At 47.0% G+C, this 18,260-nt stretch carries 15 protein-coding genes; 13 read left to right on the top strand and 2 right to left on the bottom strand.

The annotated features are described in order from the left end of the window. Nucleotides 1-137: 137 nt before the first annotated feature. Together ACVC9U_RS16155 and ACVC9U_RS16150 are read right to left on the bottom strand one after the other, a co-directional pair. The gene (locus tag ACVC9U_RS16155; RefSeq protein ID WP_003179417.1) at nucleotides 138-224 is read right to left on the bottom strand and encodes a putative holin-like toxin; all 87 of its coding nucleotides are present in this window, start codon (nucleotides 222-224) and stop codon (nucleotides 138-140) included. Nucleotides 225-485: 261 nt separating this feature from the next. Next, a complete protein-coding gene (locus tag ACVC9U_RS16150; protein WP_023855557.1) occupies nucleotides 486-911 on the bottom strand; it encodes a VOC family protein in 426 nt (141 codons plus the stop codon). A gap of 94 nt (nucleotides 912-1,005) precedes the next feature. On the opposite strand from ACVC9U_RS16150, the gene ACVC9U_RS16145 reads away from it, so the two are divergent. The 13 genes from ACVC9U_RS16145 to pgmB all read left to right on the top strand — a co-directional run bounded on the left by ACVC9U_RS16145 (nucleotide 1,006) and on the right by pgmB (nucleotide 18,115). Then, a complete protein-coding gene (locus ACVC9U_RS16145) occupies nucleotides 1,006-1,953 on the top strand; it encodes a helix-turn-helix transcriptional regulator (RefSeq protein WP_080131263.1) in 948 nt (315 codons plus the stop codon). Nucleotides 1,954-2,246: 293 nt separating this feature from the next. Further along, the gene (locus tag ACVC9U_RS16140; protein WP_035337087.1) at nucleotides 2,247-2,924 is read left to right on the top strand and encodes a DUF3298 and DUF4163 domain-containing protein; all 678 of its coding nucleotides are present in this window, start codon (nucleotides 2,247-2,249) and stop codon (nucleotides 2,922-2,924) included. A 71-nt stretch (nucleotides 2,925-2,995) separates the two neighbouring features. Beyond that, nucleotides 2,996-4,375: a polysaccharide deacetylase family protein gene (locus ACVC9U_RS16135; protein WP_441391293.1), complete on the top strand. Its 1,380-nt coding sequence runs from the start codon at nucleotides 2,996-2,998 to the stop codon at nucleotides 4,373-4,375. Between the two features lie 130 nt (nucleotides 4,376-4,505). After that, complete coding sequence (gene amyS / locus ACVC9U_RS16130; RefSeq protein ID WP_025811956.1) at nucleotides 4,506-6,044, top strand: alpha-amylase; 1,539 nt, start codon at nucleotides 4,506-4,508, stop codon at nucleotides 6,042-6,044. 167 nt (nucleotides 6,045-6,211) lie between these two features. Continuing rightward, the gene (locus ACVC9U_RS16125) at nucleotides 6,212-7,162 is read left to right on the top strand and encodes a LacI family DNA-binding transcriptional regulator (protein ID WP_025810299.1); all 951 of its coding nucleotides are present in this window, start codon (nucleotides 6,212-6,214) and stop codon (nucleotides 7,160-7,162) included. A gap of 115 nt (nucleotides 7,163-7,277) precedes the next feature. Then, complete coding sequence (locus ACVC9U_RS16120; RefSeq protein ID WP_441391292.1) at nucleotides 7,278-9,041, top strand: glycoside hydrolase family 13 protein; 1,764 nt, start codon at nucleotides 7,278-7,280, stop codon at nucleotides 9,039-9,041. 94 nt (nucleotides 9,042-9,135) lie between these two features. Next, nucleotides 9,136-10,389, top strand: coding sequence for an extracellular solute-binding protein (locus ACVC9U_RS16115; protein WP_075755255.1), 1,254 nt, complete (start codon nucleotides 9,136-9,138; stop codon nucleotides 10,387-10,389). 41 nt (nucleotides 10,390-10,430) lie between these two features. After that, on the top strand, nucleotides 10,431-11,738 hold the full coding sequence (locus ACVC9U_RS16110; protein ID WP_441391291.1) for a carbohydrate ABC transporter permease: 1,308 nt from the start codon (nucleotides 10,431-10,433) through the stop codon (nucleotides 11,736-11,738). Further along, nucleotides 11,739-12,590: a sugar ABC transporter permease gene (locus tag ACVC9U_RS16105; protein WP_075755258.1), complete on the top strand. Its 852-nt coding sequence runs from the start codon at nucleotides 11,739-11,741 to the stop codon at nucleotides 12,588-12,590. Between the two features lie 4 nt (nucleotides 12,591-12,594). Beyond that, nucleotides 12,595-13,476 (top strand): DUF1189 domain-containing protein, encoded by an 882-nt coding sequence (locus ACVC9U_RS16100; protein WP_003179460.1) that lies wholly within the window; start codon nucleotides 12,595-12,597, stop codon nucleotides 13,474-13,476. After that, nucleotides 13,454-15,790, top strand: coding sequence for a glycoside hydrolase family 65 protein (locus ACVC9U_RS16095; protein WP_441391290.1), 2,337 nt, complete (start codon nucleotides 13,454-13,456; stop codon nucleotides 15,788-15,790). Before ACVC9U_RS16100 ends, ACVC9U_RS16095 begins: the two co-directional genes overlap by 23 nt. Beyond that, a complete protein-coding gene (locus ACVC9U_RS16090) occupies nucleotides 15,732-17,438 on the top strand; it encodes a glycoside hydrolase family 13 protein (protein WP_075755260.1) in 1,707 nt (568 codons plus the stop codon). The genes ACVC9U_RS16095 and ACVC9U_RS16090 overlap by 59 nt, the downstream gene beginning before the upstream one ends. Then, nucleotides 17,435-18,115, top strand: a complete 681-nt coding sequence (gene pgmB / locus ACVC9U_RS16085) for a beta-phosphoglucomutase (protein WP_075755261.1) — start codon at nucleotides 17,435-17,437, stop codon at nucleotides 18,113-18,115. Before ACVC9U_RS16090 ends, pgmB begins: the two co-directional genes overlap by 4 nt. Nucleotides 18,116-18,260: the final 145 nt, after the last annotated feature.

Below are 18,260 nucleotides of genomic sequence, written 5' to 3'. Positions count from 1 at the left end.
CGTAAACTGAAAAAAAACCGGAAGATGCGGCAACATCTCCCGGAAGCAACAGAGAGGCTCCGTAAAAAGGAGTCGGCTCTATTTTTAGATCCCAATTAAAAAGTAAGATCGTCTTGGTGTGGGAATCAAGGGCGATCTTACTTTTTTTTGTCGTTCGATGACAGAATTGCCACGACAAGAATGCCGAAAGAGACCATGAGTTGCAACGCCTCTGATACTGTCACATGCTCACCCCCTTTCTCTCCAAGAGATGGAGGGTGAGCCGACCGCCCTTATATAGAACCGAACTGTTGCTACCCCTTATTATACCAAAAAGAAGAGGCGTTTCCATAAATGCCCTTTGTCAAGTGAATTTGAAAAAACGCAGTTTTTTAAATTTTTGTGGTCAAATACCGCTTTTTAGCCAAAAAACCCTGAAAATTTTTCCGTGCAAAAAAGGCCGGTTCATGAAACCCGGCCTTTTTTGATATGTCTCATTTGTTCATTTATGCGGGACGCGCGGCAAAAATTTGAAAGGTAACGCCGAACGGATCGGTGACAATGCCGTAAGCGGGACTGAAATAAGTCTCCTTCAGCTCAAGCTTGACCTCGCCCCGCTCGCTCAGCTTGCCGAACAGCCGCTTGGCCGAAGAAACGTCAGCTGCCGTTACGCAAATGGACAATTGGTTTCCGCTTTGGAAAGGCAGTTCAGGAATGATGTCGGCGATCATCATGACGGCGTCGCCGATTGTCAAAACGGCGTGTGCGATGAAATCCAATTCGTCATCCTTAAAATTCGCCGCCTCATCTGCGGGGCCTTCGCCAATCGTCTGACTGAACTTTACTTCAGCCTCGAGTACATCACGATAATAATCAATCGCTTCCTTTGCTCTTCCATTCATCAGGATGTAAGGTGTAAATTGCGTTTTCATAGAGCGAACATCTCCTTTTTTTGTTGATCTAAGAAGATTGTATATTATAATGGTGACAACTTATGTCATGGTTAAAAAATGATTGGAGGTTTTCATGTCTAAAGCGAAACGATTGAATGAAATGATCATGATGGTAAACCGGAAAAAACGATTTACGGTCGGGGAGCTGGCGCAGGAATTCGGCGTTTCCAAGAGAACGGTTTTAAGGGATTTGCAAGAGCTCAGCGAAATGGGGGTGCCCCTCTATTCTGAAACCGGCCCCCACGGAGGGTATCAAGTGTTAAATGAAAGGATTCTTCCTCCCATCGCCTTCAGCGAGAACGAAGCGATCGCCATCTTCTTTGCGATCGATGCGCTGAAGCATTATATATCCCTGCCGTTTGACGCTCAGTACGACTCCATCAAAAAGAAGTTTTATTTGAACCTTACAGGAGACATCCGGGATGCGATTGACAGTATGAAGGATCGCGTTGCTTTTTATACGCCTTATGAGCAAAAAGACGACATTCCGGTCTTAAAGGTGCTGCTTGAAGCGGCAGTTCAGCAAAAGGTGTTGATCATCGAATATGAAGCAAATGGTGCAGCAAGCAAGAGAAACATTCAGCCGATCGGAATCTATGCCAATCAAGGGAAGTGGTATTGCCCGGCTTACTGTTTTTTAAGACAAGACTACCGCATCTTCAGGTGTGACCGGATTAAGCGGGCCGAGCTTGATGAACATACGGCCCCGCTCGATTTGACCGATCTTAATTTAAAGAACCGTTTTTCAGCTGTGTCCCGGCCAAGGGAGACATTGGAATTATCCGCGGAGCTGACAAAAAAAGGAGTAGAACGGCACGGTTCACTCAAATGGCCGCACCTTGAGCTGGATGTAAAAGAAGACGGGTCCGGCGTGCTGAAAGGAGAGATCGCGCCGAAGGACATTGATTTTTTTGCGGATTATTTCATTTCATTCGGCCGGGAAGCAATTATTCAGAAGCCTTCCGAATTAATCGAAAGGATGAAGCGGACATTATCCGACATGCTGAAACAATACGGCTAAAATGAAGACTCCGGTCAGACTGATCACGAAGACCGCAGCCTGCGTTTTTCCTGCATTTTACAGCCCCTCAAAAAAAGCGTGAAGACGCACGTCTCATTCATCATTCCGTTAACGACACTCTCAGGAATTGAGAGTGTCTTATTTTTGCCGTCAGAAGAAATTTTTACCCAAAAAAGTTGACGGGGGATTTAAAAGTGGGTATCATTACAAATATGAAATAAATATTACATTTGTGTTACAAAAGAAAATGATATGTTACGAGTTTAAAAGAAGATTGACAAAGGAGCATGCTTATGAAAAAAGCGATGGCTATTTTAGGATTCCTTGTACTCACAGCATCGCTGCTATTCATCATCAATAAAGGAACATCTCAAATAAACGCTTCACAAAATAGAAAAGCCGCGATTCACACGGAATATTACAAAGACATCAGTTCGCTTTCTTTTCCGGTATTCAGCGATTTGAAGGAAGAAGATGCCCAGCTGGCCAACGAAGCGGTAAAACATCATTTAAAAAACTCTTATAAAGAATTTCAAAAAATCGTTAAAGATGCCGAAAAGAAGGATAAGGACGAGGAGAACGTCTATGAAACGTCCTACAAAGTCAAATACAACGAGGAAGGCAAACTGAGTTTTTTAATCTATGACTATCAGTTCTCCGGCGGCGCGCACGGCATGTACACCGCTACATCCTACAACTTTGACTTTGACAAGCGCAAACAAGTCGTGCTGACTGACGTATTAAACAATCAGGCAAAAATCGAAAAAGCAAAAAACTATATTTTCAGCTATATCAACGAACATCCGGAACAGTTTTATTCTGATCTTAAAAAGAGCGATATCCGCTTGGATGAACACACGGCTTTCTATTATACAAGCAGCGGAATTTCAATTGTATTTCAGCAGTATGATATCGCCCCGTATGCGGCCGGAAATCAGGAAATAAAGCTTCCGTCGACGCTTTTATATTAGTCCCGGTATGAGAAACAATATTTGTAATAGAAACAGAGAAAGCAAGTCATGAAACAGGAGAGTGAGCAGCGATGTCTGGCAAACCATCATTTCGATGGGTTAAAATGTTGATTTTTTTAACGATATTAATAGGTTTGGCGGGGTACTCTTACAATAAGGTGTCAAGCAACAGTCAAGAGCCCCCTCAACCAAAAAAAGACGGCGCACAATCCGGCCTCGGCGTCGAATCAATGGTCAGCGACAGCAAACAAGAGCGGTATGCCATCCACTATCCGGTATTTCGCATAAAAGAAATCGATGAACAAATAAAAGCTTATGTGAATCAAGAATTGGCCAGTTTTAAAGAGGATAATGCAAAGGCCCAGGCTCAGCATGAAGACGGGCCTTTTGAACTGAACATCAAATATAAGGTTGTCTATTACACAAAAGATGCAGCCAGTGTGGTGCTGAATCAATACATAGAGGCCGGGGGCGTTTCGGGTACAACGTCTGTCAAGACGTTTAACGCCGATTTAAAACAGAAAAAGCTGCTGTCCCTTCAAGACCTGTTCGAAGAAAATTCAGATTTTCTGAACAGGATTTCAAGCATTGCCTATCAGGAATTGAAAAATCGGAATCCGTCTGCCGACACGGCTTTATTAAAAGAAGGGACAAGCCCTCAGGAAGAGCATTTCAGCCGCTTCGCGCTCCTGGAAAATGAAGTCGAATTTTATTTTGAGAAAAAACAAACCGGTCTTGAGCAGTCTGTAAAAATAAAAAAAGAATGGGTAAAAGATATTTTAAAAGACCAATATCAGGATATGAAAAAGAGCCGTCTTCAGGCCAAACGAGAGCAGGAGCCTGTCCCCCTTCCGAAACAAGCGAAAATAAATCCTGATGAAAAAGTGATTGCTCTCACATTTGATGACGGCCCGAATCCCGCTACAACGAATAAAATATTGAATGCTTTACAAAAGCATGAAGGGCATGCGACCTTCTTTGTGCTTGGAAGCAGAGCCCAATATTATCCCGAAACGATAAAACGGATGCTGAAGGAAGGAAACGAAGTCGGCAACCATTCCTGGGACCATCCGTTATTGACAAGGCTGTCAAATGAAAAAGCGTATCAGGAAATTAACGACACGCAAGAAATGATCGAAAAAATCAGCGGACACCAGCCGGCACACTTGCGCCCTCCATATGGCGGAATCAATGATTCCGTCCGCTCGCTTTCCAATCTGAAGGTCTCGTTGTGGGATGTTGATCCGGAAGATTGGAAGTACAGAAATAAACAAAAGATTGTCAATCATGTCATGAGTCATGCGGGAGACGGAAAAATCGTCTTAATGCACGATATTTATGCAACGTCCGCAGAAGCGGCGGAAGAGATTATTAAAAAGCTGAAAGCAAAGGGCTATCAATTGGTAACTGTATCTCAGCTTGAAGAAGTGAAGAAGCAGAGAGGATATTGAATAAATGAGAAGAAAGCGCCATATCGGCGCTTTTCTGTTGCAAGAAAATATAGGGAAAACGATATTTGTTAAAAATTCAAAATATTTATACAATAGCATGTGTTTCACTTTGAAAGGGGAGAGGAAAATCATGAAACAACACAAACGGCTTTATGCCCGATTGCTGCCGCTGTTATTTGCGCTCATCTTCTTGCTGCCTCACTCTGCAGCTGCGGCGGCAAATCTTAATGGGACGCTGATGCAATATTTTGAGTGGTACATGCCAAATGACGGCCAACATTGGAAACGCTTACAAAATGACTCGGCATATTTGGCTGAACACGGTATTACTGCCGTCTGGATTCCCCCGGCATATAAGGGAACGAGTCAAGACGATGTAGGCTACGGCGCTTACGATCTGTATGATTTAGGGGAGTTTCATCAAAAAGGGACGGTTCGGACAAAGTACGGCACAAAGGGAGAACTGCAATCTGCGATCAACAGTCTTCATTCCCGGGACATCAACGTTTACGGCGATGTAGTCATCAACCACAAAGGCGGCGCTGATGCGACCGAAGATGTAACGGCTGTTGAAGTCGATCCCGCCGACCGCAACCGCGTAACATCAGGAGAACAGCGAATCAAAGCGTGGACACATTTTCAATTCCCGGGGCGCGGCAGCACATACAGCGATTTCAAATGGCATTGGTACCATTTTGACGGAACCGATTGGGACGAGTCCCGAAAGCTGAACCGCATCTATAAGTTTCAAGGAAAGGCATGGGATTGGGAAGTTTCCAATGAAAACGGCAACTATGATTACTTGATGTATGCCGACATCGATTATGATCATCCTGATGTCACGGCAGAAATAAAGAGATGGGGAACGTGGTATGCCAATGAGCTGCAATTGGACGGATTCCGCCTTGATGCCGTCAAACACATTAAATTTTCTTTTTTGCGGGATTGGGTCAATCATGTCAGGGAAAAAACAGGAAAGGAAATGTTTACGGTAGCCGAATATTGGCAGAATGACTTAGGTGCGCTGGAAAACTATTTGAACAAAACAAACTTTAATCATTCAGTGTTTGACGTGCCGCTTCATTACCAGTTCCATGCTGCATCGACACAGGGAGGCGGCTATGATATGAGGAAATTGCTGAACGGAACAGTCGTTTCCAAGCATCCTGTGAAAGCGGTTACGTTTGTTGATAACCATGATACACAGCCGGGGCAATCGCTTGAGTCGACTGTCCAAACATGGTTTAAGCCGCTGGCTTACGCTTTTATTTTGACAAGAGAAGCAGGCTACCCGCAGATTTTCTACGGGGATATGTACGGGACGAAAGGAGCCTCGCAGCGCGAAATTCCTGCCCTGAAACACAAAATCGAACCGATCTTAAAAGCGAGAATACAATATGCGTACGGAGCACAGCATGATTATTTCGATCATCATGACATTGTCGGCTGGACGAGGGAAGGCGACAGCTCGGTTGCAAATTCTGGTTTGGCGGCGTTAATAACAGACGGACCCGGCGGGACAAAGCGAATGTATGTCGGCCGGCAAAACGCCGGTGAGACATGGCATGACATCACCGGAAACCGTTCCGATTCTGTTGTCATCAATGCAGAAGGCTGGGGAGAGTTTCACGTAAACGGCGGATCGGTTTCGATCTATGTTCAAAGATAGAAGAAAAGAGTGATAGGACGGATTTCCTAAAGGAAATCCGTTTTTTTATTTTCTCCTTCTTATAAAATTTCTTTGATTCCATCTTATAATTAATTTTAACAAGGTGTCATCAGCCCTCAGGAAGGACTAGCTGACAGTTTGAATCGTATAGGTAAGGCGGGGATGAAATGGCAACGTTATCTGATGTAGCAAAGAAAGCAAATGTATCGAAAATGACGGTATCGCGGGTGATCAATCATCCTGAGACTGTGACGGATGAATTGAAAAAGCTTGTTCATTCCGCAATGAAGGAGCTCAATTATATACCGAACTATGCAGCAAGAGCGCTCGTTCAAAACAGAACACAGGTCGTCAAGCTGCTCATACTGGAAGAAATGGATACGACTGAACCTTATTATATGAACCTGTTAACGGGAATCAGCCGCGAGCTGGACCGTCACCATTATGCTTTGCAGCTTGTCACAAGGAAATCTCTCAATATCGGCCAGTGTGACGGCATTATAGCGACGGGATTGAGAAAAGCCGATTTTGAAGGGCTGATTAAAGTATTTGAAAAGCCTGTCGTTGTATTTGGCCAAAATGAAATGGGCTATGATTTTATTGATGTTAACAATGAAAAAGGTACCTATATGGCAACACGCCACGTCATTGGGCTGGGCGTCCGCAATGTCGTCTTTTTTGGAATCGATTTGGATGAACCCTTTGAACGGTCAAGGGAAAAAGGCTACCTTCAGGCGATGGAAGGCAGTCTGAAAAAAGCGGCGATTTTCCGGATGGAAAACAGTTCGAAAAAAAGTGAAGCACGCGCACTGGAAGTGCTGGCATCCCTTGATGCACCGGCAGCCGTGGTTTGCGCTTCCGACCGCATCGCGCTCGGGGTCATCCGTGCGGCGCAATTGCTCGGCAAAAAAATTCCGGAAGATGTCGCGGTTACCGGCTATGACGGGGTGTTTCTCGACCGGATCGCTTCGCCTCGCCTGACGACGATCAGACAGCCTGTTGTTGAAATGGGAGAGGCTTGCGCCAGAATCCTGCTGAAAAAAATCAATGAAGACGGAGCGTCGCAAGGCAATCAATTTTTTGAGCCGGAACTTATTGTCCGGGAATCGACTTTGTAAGGGTCTCATTCTGTTACCGGTAACAAGCTGAAAATGATTGTTCCTGTTATGCCGTCATGATAATTTCAGAATAAAAGCCGGTTTATCACAGCCGGACAACCAAAAAGGGGGAAACATGATGGAATATGCAGCGATTCATCATCAGCCTTTCAGCTCTGATGCCTATTCTTACGATGGAAGGACATTGCACATCAAAATCCGTACAAAAAAGAATGATGCCGAACACGTCTGCTTGATTTGGGGAGATCCTTACGAACACACCGGCGGCACATGGAAAGCGAACGAGCTTGCGATGGCGAAAATTGCCGCGACAAGCACGCATGATTACTGGTTTGCCGAAGTGGCGCCTCCATTCAGGCGTCTGCAATACGGGTTTATCCTTACAGGCGCTGATGGTCAAGACACTTTTTACGGAAGCAGTGGTGCCTGTCCGTTTGCCGGAAAAGCGGCAGATATGGCCAAGTACTGTTTTAAATTTCCGTTTGTTCATGAGGCAGATACGTTTAATGCACCTGACTGGGTCAAATCAACCGTCTGGTATCAAATTTTTCCGGAGCGCTTTGCCAGCGGCCGAGAGGATTTGTCTCCGGAAAACGCTTTGCCATGGGGAAGCAAGGACCCCGAGGTGGACGATTTTTTCGGAGGGGATTTGCAGGGGATCATAAACAAACTGGACTATCTGGAAGACTTGGGGGTAGGCGGCATTTATTTGACGCCGATCTTTGCCGCGCCTTCCAACCATAAATACGATACATTGGACTATTGCTCGATCGATCCGCATTTTGGCGATGAGGAACTCTTTCGCACGCTGGTCAGCCGGCTTCACGAGCGGGGAATGAAGATCATGCTTGACGCTGTTTTTAATCACATCGGCAGCGCTTCGCGAGAGTGGCAGGATGTCGTCAAAAACGGTGAAAAGTCCCGTTATAAAGACTGGTTTCATGTTCATTCTTTTCCTGTTAAAGAAGGCGGCTACGATACATTTGCGTTTACGCCCGAGATGCCGAAGCTCAATACCGCCAACCCGGAAGTTCAGGCTTATTTACTTGATATCGCGCTGTACTGGATACGCGAATTTGATATCGACGGCTGGCGTTTGGATGTGGCAAATGAAGTCGATCATGCGTTTTGGAAGAAGTTCCGTCAAGCCGTTACTGCAGAAAAGCCCGACATTTTTATATTGGGCGAAATCTGGCATCAGGCTGATCCGTGGCTTAGAGGAGACGAATTTCATTCGGTTATGAACTACCCGTTCACAGAACCGATGATTGACTATTTTGCAGACGGATCGATTTCAGCTTCGCAAATGGCGAGCCGCATCAATTCGCATCTCATGAGCGGGATGAAGCAGGTCAATGAGGTGATGTTTAATTTGCTGGACAGCCATGACACGAAGCGGATTTTGACAAGATGCGGAGGAGATGAGAAAAAAGTACGCTCTCTTTTGGCATTTATGTTTGCTCAGACAGGCTCGCCGTGCATTTATTACGGAACCGAAATCGGGCTGGACGGCGGGGATGACCCATTGTGCCGGAAGTGCATGGTTTGGGAAGAAGAGAAACAGAATCAAGAGATGCTCACATTTATGAAACGGCTGATCGCTTTGCGAAAACAAGAAAATGATGTATTGACTTATGGAGCGCTCGAGTGGAGGCTGGTTGACGACGAAAACGATTTTGTCAGTTTTTCCCGAACGCATGAAGGAAAAGAGCTGATCTACTTCTTCCACCAGGGCAGCGAAGTGCGTCGTGTCAGATTGCGGGATTTGAAGATTGCAAGCGATAAAAGAATATATGATGCGTGGTCGGAAGATACGCTTCATCATGATGATGCGGTCGGCATACAGCCAGGCGGGTTTTTCATTTTGGGGGCGGTTTAAATTCTGTTACCGTTAACAGAATTTAAACTATTGTAACCGCTTTCTATCGAGGATTACAATTGTCTCAGATTCTAAGATAGAAGGGGGAAAAAAGATGCAACATTTAAAAAAAGGATTTATAGCGATGCTGGCGTCAGTTCTGCTGTTCGGTCTTGCCGCCTGTTCAAGTTCAAAGGAAACGGGGGGCAGCAGCGGGAAAAAAGTGCTCACCGTGTCTGTAGAAGAGGTCTATAAACCTTACGTTGAAAGCATAAAGGAAGGTTTTGAAAAAGAGAATGATGTGACAGTCAAAATTGTTGAAAAGCCAATGTTCGATCAGCTTGAAGCGCTTCCTCTTGACGGCCCGGCAGGCAATGCGCCCGATGTCATGCTTGGGGCATACGACCGTATCGGCGGCTTAGGGCAGCAAGGGCATTTGTTGGAAGTCAAACCGTCTGATACTAAAAGCTTCGGAGACAAAGAAATGCAGCAAGTAACAGTTGACGGAAAAGTCTACGGAATCCCGCTTGTTATTGAAACTCTCGTACTCTATTACAACAAAGACCTGTTAAAAGCGCCGCCAAAAACCTTTAACGAGCTTGAGGATTTAACAAAAGACAAGAGGTTCGCTTTTTCTTCGGAAAAAGGAAAATCGACCGCTTTTCTCGCAAAGTGGACGGACTTTTACATGTCATACGGTTTAATGGCGGGATACGGCGGATATGTATTCGGAGCTGAAGGCACGGATTCAGGAGACATCGGTCTGAACAACAAGGGAGCCGTGGAAGCGGTGGAATACGCCGAGAAATGGTTCAGTGAATATTGGCCGAAAGGCATGCAGGACAATACGAGCGCTGACGATTTTATTCAGCAGACCTTTATGGACGGAAAAGCAGCGGCTGTTATCGGAGGCCCCTGGTCGGCTTCCAATTATAAAGAAGCCGGTTTGAACTACGGCGCCGCGAAAATCCCGACATTGCCAAACGGAAAAGAATATGCCCCGTTTGCAGGCGGAAAAGGCTGGGTCGCCTCAAAATATACGAAAGAGGCGGAGCTTGCTGAAAAGTGGCTGCAATATGCCGCAAATGACGAAAACGCTTACCGTTTTTATGAAGATACGAACGAAGTTCCGGCCAACCTCGCCGCACGAAAAAAAGCAGGGGAACAAAAAAGCGAGCTGACGTCGGCGGTCATCACACAATACGAAACGGCGACGCCGACTCCAAACATTCCGGAGATGGCCGAGGTGTGGACAGGTGCAGAAAGCCTGATATTTGACGCAGCAGCAGGGAAAAAATCGGCTCAGCAATCAGCGGATGATGCCGTCGGCGTAATCAAAGAAAACATTAAAGAAAAGTATGTGAAATAAAACGGCGGTTTTAGCGTCCGGAAGAATAGAGGGCGAAAAAAATGAACAAAGACCAAACACTTGCAAAACGGAGCCGGAAGGCAGCGCTGTTATCGATTATTCCCGGTGCTGGCCAGATTGCAAACCGGCAGTTTTCAAAGGGGATCCTTTTTCTTGTCATCACAGGCTTGTTTATTTGTGAGTTAGCGGTTTTCGGTTATCAGGCGCTGATCGGCCTCGCGACACTGGGGACTGTCCCGGGAGAAGATCACTCGCTGTTTCTGTTGATAGAGGGCACGCTGCAATTGATATTGACGCTCGTTTTTCTGATGTTTTACATCTTTAATCTGTATGATGCCCGGAAGACCGCCGCGATGAAAGCGGCGGGTTTGAAAATCAGCGAGACGGCCGGGGATATGATCAGAAATGCAGGTGACAAAGGGTTCCCGTATTTATTTACGCTGCCGGCATACCTCATGATGGTGTTTGTGATTATTTTTCCGGTGCTGGTGACTCTGTTTATCGCGTTTACAAACTACGATTTTTATCATATTCCGCCTAACAGTCTCATCGACTGGGTCGGCTTTAAAAATTTCATGAACATCTTTTTCCTTGGCTCGTATCGGCAAACATTCGCCGATGTACTGGGCTGGACGATCATCTGGACGATCTGTGCGACGACGCTGCAAATTGTTCTCGGCATCGTGACAGCGCTGATCGTCAATCAGAACTTTATTAAAGGCAAGCGGATGTTCCGGATCATCTTCCTGCTTTCGTGGGCCGTTCCGGCATTTATTACGATTATGAGCTTTGCCAACATTTTCAATGACTCGGCGGGCGCGATGAACGTCCAAGTGATCCCGCTTTTGAACCAGCTTCCGTTCGTCGATATCCCGGCTGTCGCATGGAAGACCGATCCGTTCTGGACGAAGACGGCTTTGATTATGATTCAGACGTGGCTCGGTTTTCCATACATTTATGTCATGGTGACAGGGGTGCTTCAGGCGATTCCCGGAGAGCTTTATGAAGCGGCAAAGATTGACGGCGCGACATTTATTCAGCGCTTTAAACACATTACGCTGCCGATGATTTTATTTGCGACCGCACCGGTGATGATTACTCAGTATACGTTTAATTTCAATAACTTCTCGATCATCTATTTATTTAATGAGGGCGGTCCGGGGAGTGCGGGGGCCGGAGCCGGGTCAACCGACATCTTAATATCCTGGATCTATAAGCTGACGACGGGAACGTCGCCGCAGTATTCCGTGGCGGCTGCTGTCACACTGCTCATTTCTTTCATTGTCATCGGGGTTTCCCTGATTGCTTTTAAGAAATCGAATGCCTTCGGCAATGAGGAGGTCATGTAGATGAGAGGGATTTTCAAAAATACGCGGTTCACCGGGATGTTGAACAAAGTTTCGACCTATATATTTTTAACGTTTTTAAGCATCGTGATTATTTATCCGCTTTTGATCACGGCATCATCTGCATTTCGGGTCGGGAATGTAGCGGCTTTTACACTCGATTTTTCGGGCGCATGGACATTGGACCACTTTAAGCGGCTGTTTGAAGAGACGCTTTATCTCAACTGGTACGGGAATACGCTTGTAATCGCGCTGTCTGTCATGGTGTTCCAGGTGACGATTGTGACGCTTGCCGGCTATACGTACAGCCGCTACCGGTTTGCGGGCCGAAAAAAGAGCCTCATTTTCTTTTTGATCATTCAAATGGTGCCGACGATGGCGGCGCTGACCGCTTTTTACGTCCTGGCCATGCTGATCGGAGCTTTGGACCAATATTGGTTTTTAACTGCCATCTATATCGGCGGCGGAATTCCGATGAACACATGGCTGATGAAGGGCTACTTTGATACAGTGCCGAGAGAAATCGATGAAGCGGCGCGGATTGACGGCGCGGGGCACCTGCGGATCTTTGCTTCGGTCGTTCTCCCGCTTGTGAAACCGATGCTTGCAGTCCAGGCGCTGTGGGCGTTTATGGGGCCGTTCGGCGACTATCTGCTGGCGAAATTTCTGCTTCGGTCGCCGGAAAGCCTGACCATCGCCGTCGGTTTGCAGACATTCATCTCCAATCCGCAGCAGCAAAAAGTCGCGCTGTTTGCAGCTGGGGCGATTCTTGCAGCTCTGCCGATTTGCATCTTGTTCTTCTTTCTCCAAAAGAACTTTGTGTCCGGTTTGACATCCGGCGGAACGAAGGGATAAATCGATGAACGACATGCGAAACGAAAAGCTGATCGTCCGATTTCTTAAAGCAGCGGCATCACCGGCGGGCGTCATGCGCTGCAAACATGCATTCAGCTGGCTCGAAATTTCTTTTCTGTTTATGTTTTTGACTGCTTGTTTAATGGCGCCTATGACCCTTGCGTTTATGAAAATGGACCGCTTCAATGCCGGGTATCTGATCCCGAACGTCGCTCAAGAGGCTGACGCGGCATTCATCAAACAATTAAAAGGCTACCAATTGACAAACGGAAGATTGAAGGGCGAAGACGAGCTGTACCGTGTGGAGAAAGGGAGAACCCTGCTGGCCGTCGATTTGAAGGATGAATTAAAAACAAGCGGTGAGAACGGGCGGATAAAAGCGGAAGGCTATCAAAATGCGCTCATCTTTCAGTCAGATCATCTGATCATCAGTGATCAAAGCGGAGCGGGGTTTTCCGTTCGCTATCCGGCAAAGGCTGGGCTGAATGATCTGGATGCCGGTCATTTGGGGGATTTTATCGGTGCAATGTGGTTTGCCCAATATAAGCCGCTTATCATCATGCTGGCCTGTTCGGCGGTTTTCATCATCTCGCTTTTTTTAACGGCCGTTCTGGCGGGAGGCATCTGGATCTCCAAAAAATCCAACATGACCGGGATAAGGTCGTTTAAGGAAGCGGCCGCAGCGGCGGTGTGCGGATCGGCGCTTCCGGCAGGAGCCGCAATGGCTTTCGGTATGATCAGCTTTGACTTCATCGCGATGCTGCTCATCCATTCGTGCGGTAGTGCTTTGATGGTCTCTTTCATTTTCAGGCACATCTTCAAGAACCGCCATCACAACGAAAATCTACAGTCAGGAGGAAATCATGGCAAATCAGCGGCTATTTGAGATCGACCAGTGGAAAATCAAAACAAACAAATTTGAAAAGGAACATAAACGGCTTCAGGAAAGTCTGACATCTTTGGCGAACGGATATATGGGAATCAGGGGGAATTTTGAAGAAAGCTATTCAGGCGAAAGTCTCAAAGGCACATATATCGCAGGGGTTTGGTTCCCTGACAAAACGCGTGTCGGCTGGTGGAAAAACGGCTATCCCGAATATTTCGGGAAAGTGATCAATGCGATGAATTTCATCGGAATTGATGTATATGTAGACGACGAAAAAGTCGACCTCAGCCAAAACGACATCGAATCGTTTGAATTGGAGCTTAATATGAAAGAAGGCATCTTGCGGAGAAGCGCTGTCGTCCGTGTGAATCAAAAGGCTGTCAAAATTTCGTCCGAGCGCTTTCTTAGCCTCGATGTCCCGCAACTGTGCGCGATCCATTATGAAGCGGAATGCCTGAACGATGAAGCGGTCATCACGCTTGTTCCTTATCTTGATGGAAATGTCGCAAATGAGGATGCCAATTTCGAAGAGCGGTTTTGGCAGGAAGAAGCGAAAGGCGCCGAATCTCATCGCGGCCATCTTGTGACGAAAACGATTGAGAATCCGTTTGGAACCCCGCGTTTTACGGTGGCTGCTTCTATGTGCAATGTGACGGAAGGATATGTCAGCGAGCATTTTCAAACGGATGCAATGTACGCGGAAAACCGCTACTGTTACGAAGTGGGACCGGGAACAAAGGCTTCTTTAAAGAAATTGATCATTGTCACAACGTCCCGGGATTTTGAAGAAGCAGAGCTTTTAGTACAGGGCAGGGCGCTTTTGGCGAATGTTCTTCGGCAGGGATATGAAGAAGCGAAGCGGAGGCATACCGAACATTGGATGGAAAGGTGGGCAAAAGCGGACATTGAAATTAAAGGGGATGATGAGCTTCAGCAGGGCATCCGGTACAACCTCTTTCAGCTCTTCTCGACATACTACGGAGCCGATTCACGCTTAAACATCGGGCCGAAAGGATTCACCGGCGAGAAATACGGCGGAGCCGCCTATTGGGATACTGAGGCGTACGCCGTTCCTGTGTATTTGGCGACGGCCGAGCCGGAGGTGACGAAGAATCTGCTTTTATACCGATATCATCATTTGGAGGCAGCTAAACGGAATGCGGCCAAACTGGGGCTGAAGGGGGCCCTTTATCCGATGGTGACCTTCACAGGCGATGAATGCCACAATGAATGGGAGATCACCTTCGAAGAAATTCACCGCAACGGCGCAATCTGTTATGCGATCTACAATTATGTCAATTATACAGGCGACCGGGACTATATGAAAGAATACGGGATAGACGTTCTCGTCGAAATCAGCAGATTTTGGGCGGACCGCGTCCACTTCTCAAAACGTAACAACAAATATATGATCCACGGAGTTACAGGGCCGAATGAATATGAAAACAATGTCAACAACAATTGGTATACGAATTTAATTGCGTCGTGGACGCTTGAGTACACGCTCGAAAACCTCGCTGTCCTCCCGGAGGAAAACCGCCGCCGGCTTGATATACGGGAAGCCGAAATCGAGAAGTGGAAGGATATCATTGCGAAAATGTACTATCCATACAGTGAGGAATTAAATATTTTTATTCAGCATGATACATTCCTGGATAAAGAGCTTCAGGCAACGGATGAGCTTGAAGCGGATGACCGCCCGCTCTATCAGAATTGGTCATGGGACAAAATTCTCCGCTCCAGTTTTATTAAGCAGGCTGATGTTCTGCAAGGCATTTATTTCTTTAATCACCGATTTACGAAGGAAGAAAAACGGCGCAACTTTGAATTTTATGAACCGATGACCGTTCATGAATCGAGCCTTTCGCCGTCTGTCCATGCGGTGCTGGCGGCTGAACTCAAAATGGAAAAGAAGGCGCTTGAACTGTATAAGCGTACAGCGAGGCTTGATCTGGATAATTACAATCATGACACAGAGGAAGGGCTTCATATTACATCAATGACCGGAAGCTGGCTCGCGATCGTGCAAGGATTTGCCGGCATGCGGACCCAGGAGGAGACGCTGTCGTTTGCTCCGTTTTTGCCGAAGGAATGGGACGGTTATTCGTTTAACATCAATTATCGGAACCGGCTAATCAATGTGCAGGTAGAGGAAAACAGCGTCGCCTTCAACCTTGTAAAAGGAGAACCGCTTTCTATGACAGTTTATGGAGAGCAGATCGCACTGAACGGACGGTATGAAAGGAGGATGCCTGATGAGCCAATGGTGGAAAGAGGCAGTCGTGTATCAAATTTACCCGCGGAGTTTTTATGATTCCAACGGAGACGGATTCGGTGATTTGCAGGGCGTGATTCAAAAGCTCGATTACATCAAAAGCCTCGGAGCCGATGTTATCTGGCTGTGTCCTGTGTTTGACTCTCCGCAGGATGACAACGGCTACGACATCAGCGACTACAGAAGCATATACGAAAAGTTCGGGACGAACGATGATATGTTTCAATTGATTGATGAAGTGCATAAACGCGGAATGAAAATCATCATGGATCTTGTCGTGAACCACACGTCTGATGAACATGCCTGGTTTGCCGAAAGCCGCAAGTCAAAGGACAATCCTTACCGTGATTATTATTTTTGGAAGGATCCAAAGGCGGACGGTTCAGAACCGAACAATTGGGGATCGATCTTTTCAGGGCCGGCGTGGACATTCGATGAGCGGACAGGGCAGTATTATCTTCACTACTTTTCGAATAAGCAGCCTGACTTAAACTGGGAGAATGAAGCGGTTCGCCGGGAAGTATACGATTTGATGACGTTTTGGATGGACAGAGGCGTGGACGGCTGGCGGATGGATGTGATCGGTTCCATTTCCAAATATGTCGACTTTCCCGATTATGAAACAGATGACAACCGTCCTTATGTCGTCGGCCGCTATCATTCAAACGGCCCCCGTCTGCACGAATTTATACAAGAGATGAACCGGGAAGTACTGTCCCGTTACGACTGCATGACGGTCGGCGAAGCAAACGGCTCAGATGTTGAAGAAGCGATAAAATACACGGATCCAAGCAGACATGAGCTGAACATGATTTTTACATTTGAACATATGGACATCGATACAAAACAACATTCGCCGAATGGGAAATGGCAGATGAAGCCGTTTGATCCGATCGCTTTAAAAAAGACGATGACGATGTGGCAGGCCGCTTTAATGAATGTCGGCTGGAACACGCTTTATTTCGAAAATCATGATCAGCCGAGGGTCATATCCCGCTGGGGCAATGACCGCGAACTGCGCAAACAATGCGCCAAAGCATTTGCAACGGTCCTCCACGGCATGAAGGGAACCCCGTTCATTTATCAGGGAGAAGAAATCGGCATGACAAACAGCGAGATGCCGCTCGAGATGTATGATGATCTCGAAATCAAAAACGCATACCGCGAACTTGTCCTCGAAAATAAAACGATGACAGAGGAAGACTTTCGAAAAGCCGTGGCGAAAAAAGGGCGGGATCATGCGAGAACGCCGATGCAATGGGATGACGGAAAACATGCGGGCTTCACAGATGGAGAGCCTTGGCTGGCGGTAAATCCCCGCTATCAAGAAATCAATGTGAAAGAATCGCTCTCAGATGAAGATTCGATTTTCTATTATTATCAGAAGCTCATCGGGCTGCGCAAACAACATAAAGTCATCGTCTACGGAGACTACCGGCTGCTGCTCGAGGATGATCCGCAAATCTTTGCGTATATCCGCGAATACCGGGGCGAAAAGCTGTTAGTTGCCGTGAATTTGTCAGAAGAAAAGGCGCTGTTTCATGCTCCGCCGGAATTGCTTGAAGACAAGTGGGATGTGCTGTTATCCAATTACGCCCGCGAGCGGCTTGATATAAGCGGCAGTATCGACATGGAACCCTATGAAGCTTTTATGATGATCAGCCGGGCAAAGGGTTCGACATTATGAAAGCGGTCATTTTTGACTTGGACGGCGTGATCACGGATACGGCCGAACATCATTATCTCGCTTGGAAACATACTGCCGAACAAATCGGCATTGAGATTGACCGGAGCTTTAATGAACGACTGAAAGGCATCGACAGAGAGCGGTCGCTTGACACGATTTTGATTCACGGCGGTGCGGCCGGAACATATCGTGAGGCGGAGAAACAAGAGATCATGCGCCGGAAAAATCAATACTACCAACAGCTGATCCAAAGCTTGACCCCGCATGACCTGTTGCCGGGAATCGCCGGGCTATTTTCCGAATTGAAAAGGGAAAATGTAAGCATCGCGTTAGCTTCGTCAAGCCGAAACGCGCCCGCTATTTTGGAACGGCTCGGGGTCATGGACGAATTTCAGGCTGTCGTTGATCCGGCAGGACTTGCTCACGGAAAGCCCGACCCCGAAATCTTTTTGACAGCCGCCGCGCTGCTCGGTGTGCCTCCGTCTGAATGTGCAGCAATCGAAGACGCTGAAGCCGGGATCGCCGCGATCAAATCCGCAGGGATGTTCGCCGTGGGAGTCGGTGATGAGACATCGCTGAGCGGGGCCGATTTGATCGTCCCCAACACAAACGAGCTGACATTTGAGCTGCTGAATGAAGGATGGCGGCGCTGTTGCTGCATAAGAGAAGACAAATGAATCGTAAAATGGCAGGCCGCCGCCGGCGGCCTTATTTGCAATCAGAGAGGAGAATTGCAACATCAAAATCAAGGCATTCGGCCGGCCGGAGAGGAAGGCTGTTCGGATATGCTTTTTGCTGTTTATACAACGTTCTTAGCAATTC

This window comes from Bacillus sp. GM2, from assembly GCF_056155945.1.
The sequence above is the reverse complement of the archived record's forward strand: the minus strand, read 5'-3'. Positions and strand labels throughout refer to the sequence as shown.

Excerpts from the sequence above, each read along its gene's own strand:
- ACVC9U_RS16095 (WP_441391290.1), top strand. The coding sequence starts at position 13,454 with ATGGCAAATCAGCGGCTATTTGAGATCGACCAGTGGAAAATCAAAACA.
- ACVC9U_RS16145 (WP_080131263.1), top strand. The coding sequence starts at position 1,006 with ATGTCTAAAGCGAAACGATTGAATGAAATGATCATGATGGTAAACCGG.
- ACVC9U_RS16125 (WP_025810299.1), top strand. The coding sequence starts at position 6,212 with ATGGCAACGTTATCTGATGTAGCAAAGAAAGCAAATGTATCGAAAATG.
- ACVC9U_RS16120 (WP_441391292.1), top strand. The coding sequence starts at position 7,278 with ATGATGGAATATGCAGCGATTCATCATCAGCCTTTCAGCTCTGATGCC.
- ACVC9U_RS16140 (WP_035337087.1), top strand. The coding sequence starts at position 2,247 with ATGAAAAAAGCGATGGCTATTTTAGGATTCCTTGTACTCACAGCATCG.
- ACVC9U_RS16115 (WP_075755255.1), top strand. The coding sequence starts at position 9,136 with ATGCAACATTTAAAAAAAGGATTTATAGCGATGCTGGCGTCAGTTCTG.
- ACVC9U_RS16090 (WP_075755260.1), top strand. The coding sequence starts at position 15,732 with ATGAGCCAATGGTGGAAAGAGGCAGTCGTGTATCAAATTTACCCGCGG.
- ACVC9U_RS16150 (WP_023855557.1), bottom strand. The coding sequence starts at position 911 with ATGAAAACGCAATTTACACCTTACATCCTGATGAATGGAAGAGCAAAG.
- ACVC9U_RS16105 (WP_075755258.1), top strand. The coding sequence starts at position 11,739 with ATGAGAGGGATTTTCAAAAATACGCGGTTCACCGGGATGTTGAACAAA.
- amyS (WP_025811956.1), top strand. The coding sequence starts at position 4,506 with ATGAAACAACACAAACGGCTTTATGCCCGATTGCTGCCGCTGTTATTT.
- ACVC9U_RS16110 (WP_441391291.1), top strand. The coding sequence starts at position 10,431 with ATGAACAAAGACCAAACACTTGCAAAACGGAGCCGGAAGGCAGCGCTG.
- ACVC9U_RS16135 (WP_441391293.1), top strand. The coding sequence starts at position 2,996 with ATGTCTGGCAAACCATCATTTCGATGGGTTAAAATGTTGATTTTTTTA.
- pgmB (WP_075755261.1), top strand. The coding sequence starts at position 17,435 with ATGAAAGCGGTCATTTTTGACTTGGACGGCGTGATCACGGATACGGCC.
- ACVC9U_RS16100 (WP_003179460.1), top strand. The coding sequence starts at position 12,595 with ATGAACGACATGCGAAACGAAAAGCTGATCGTCCGATTTCTTAAAGCA.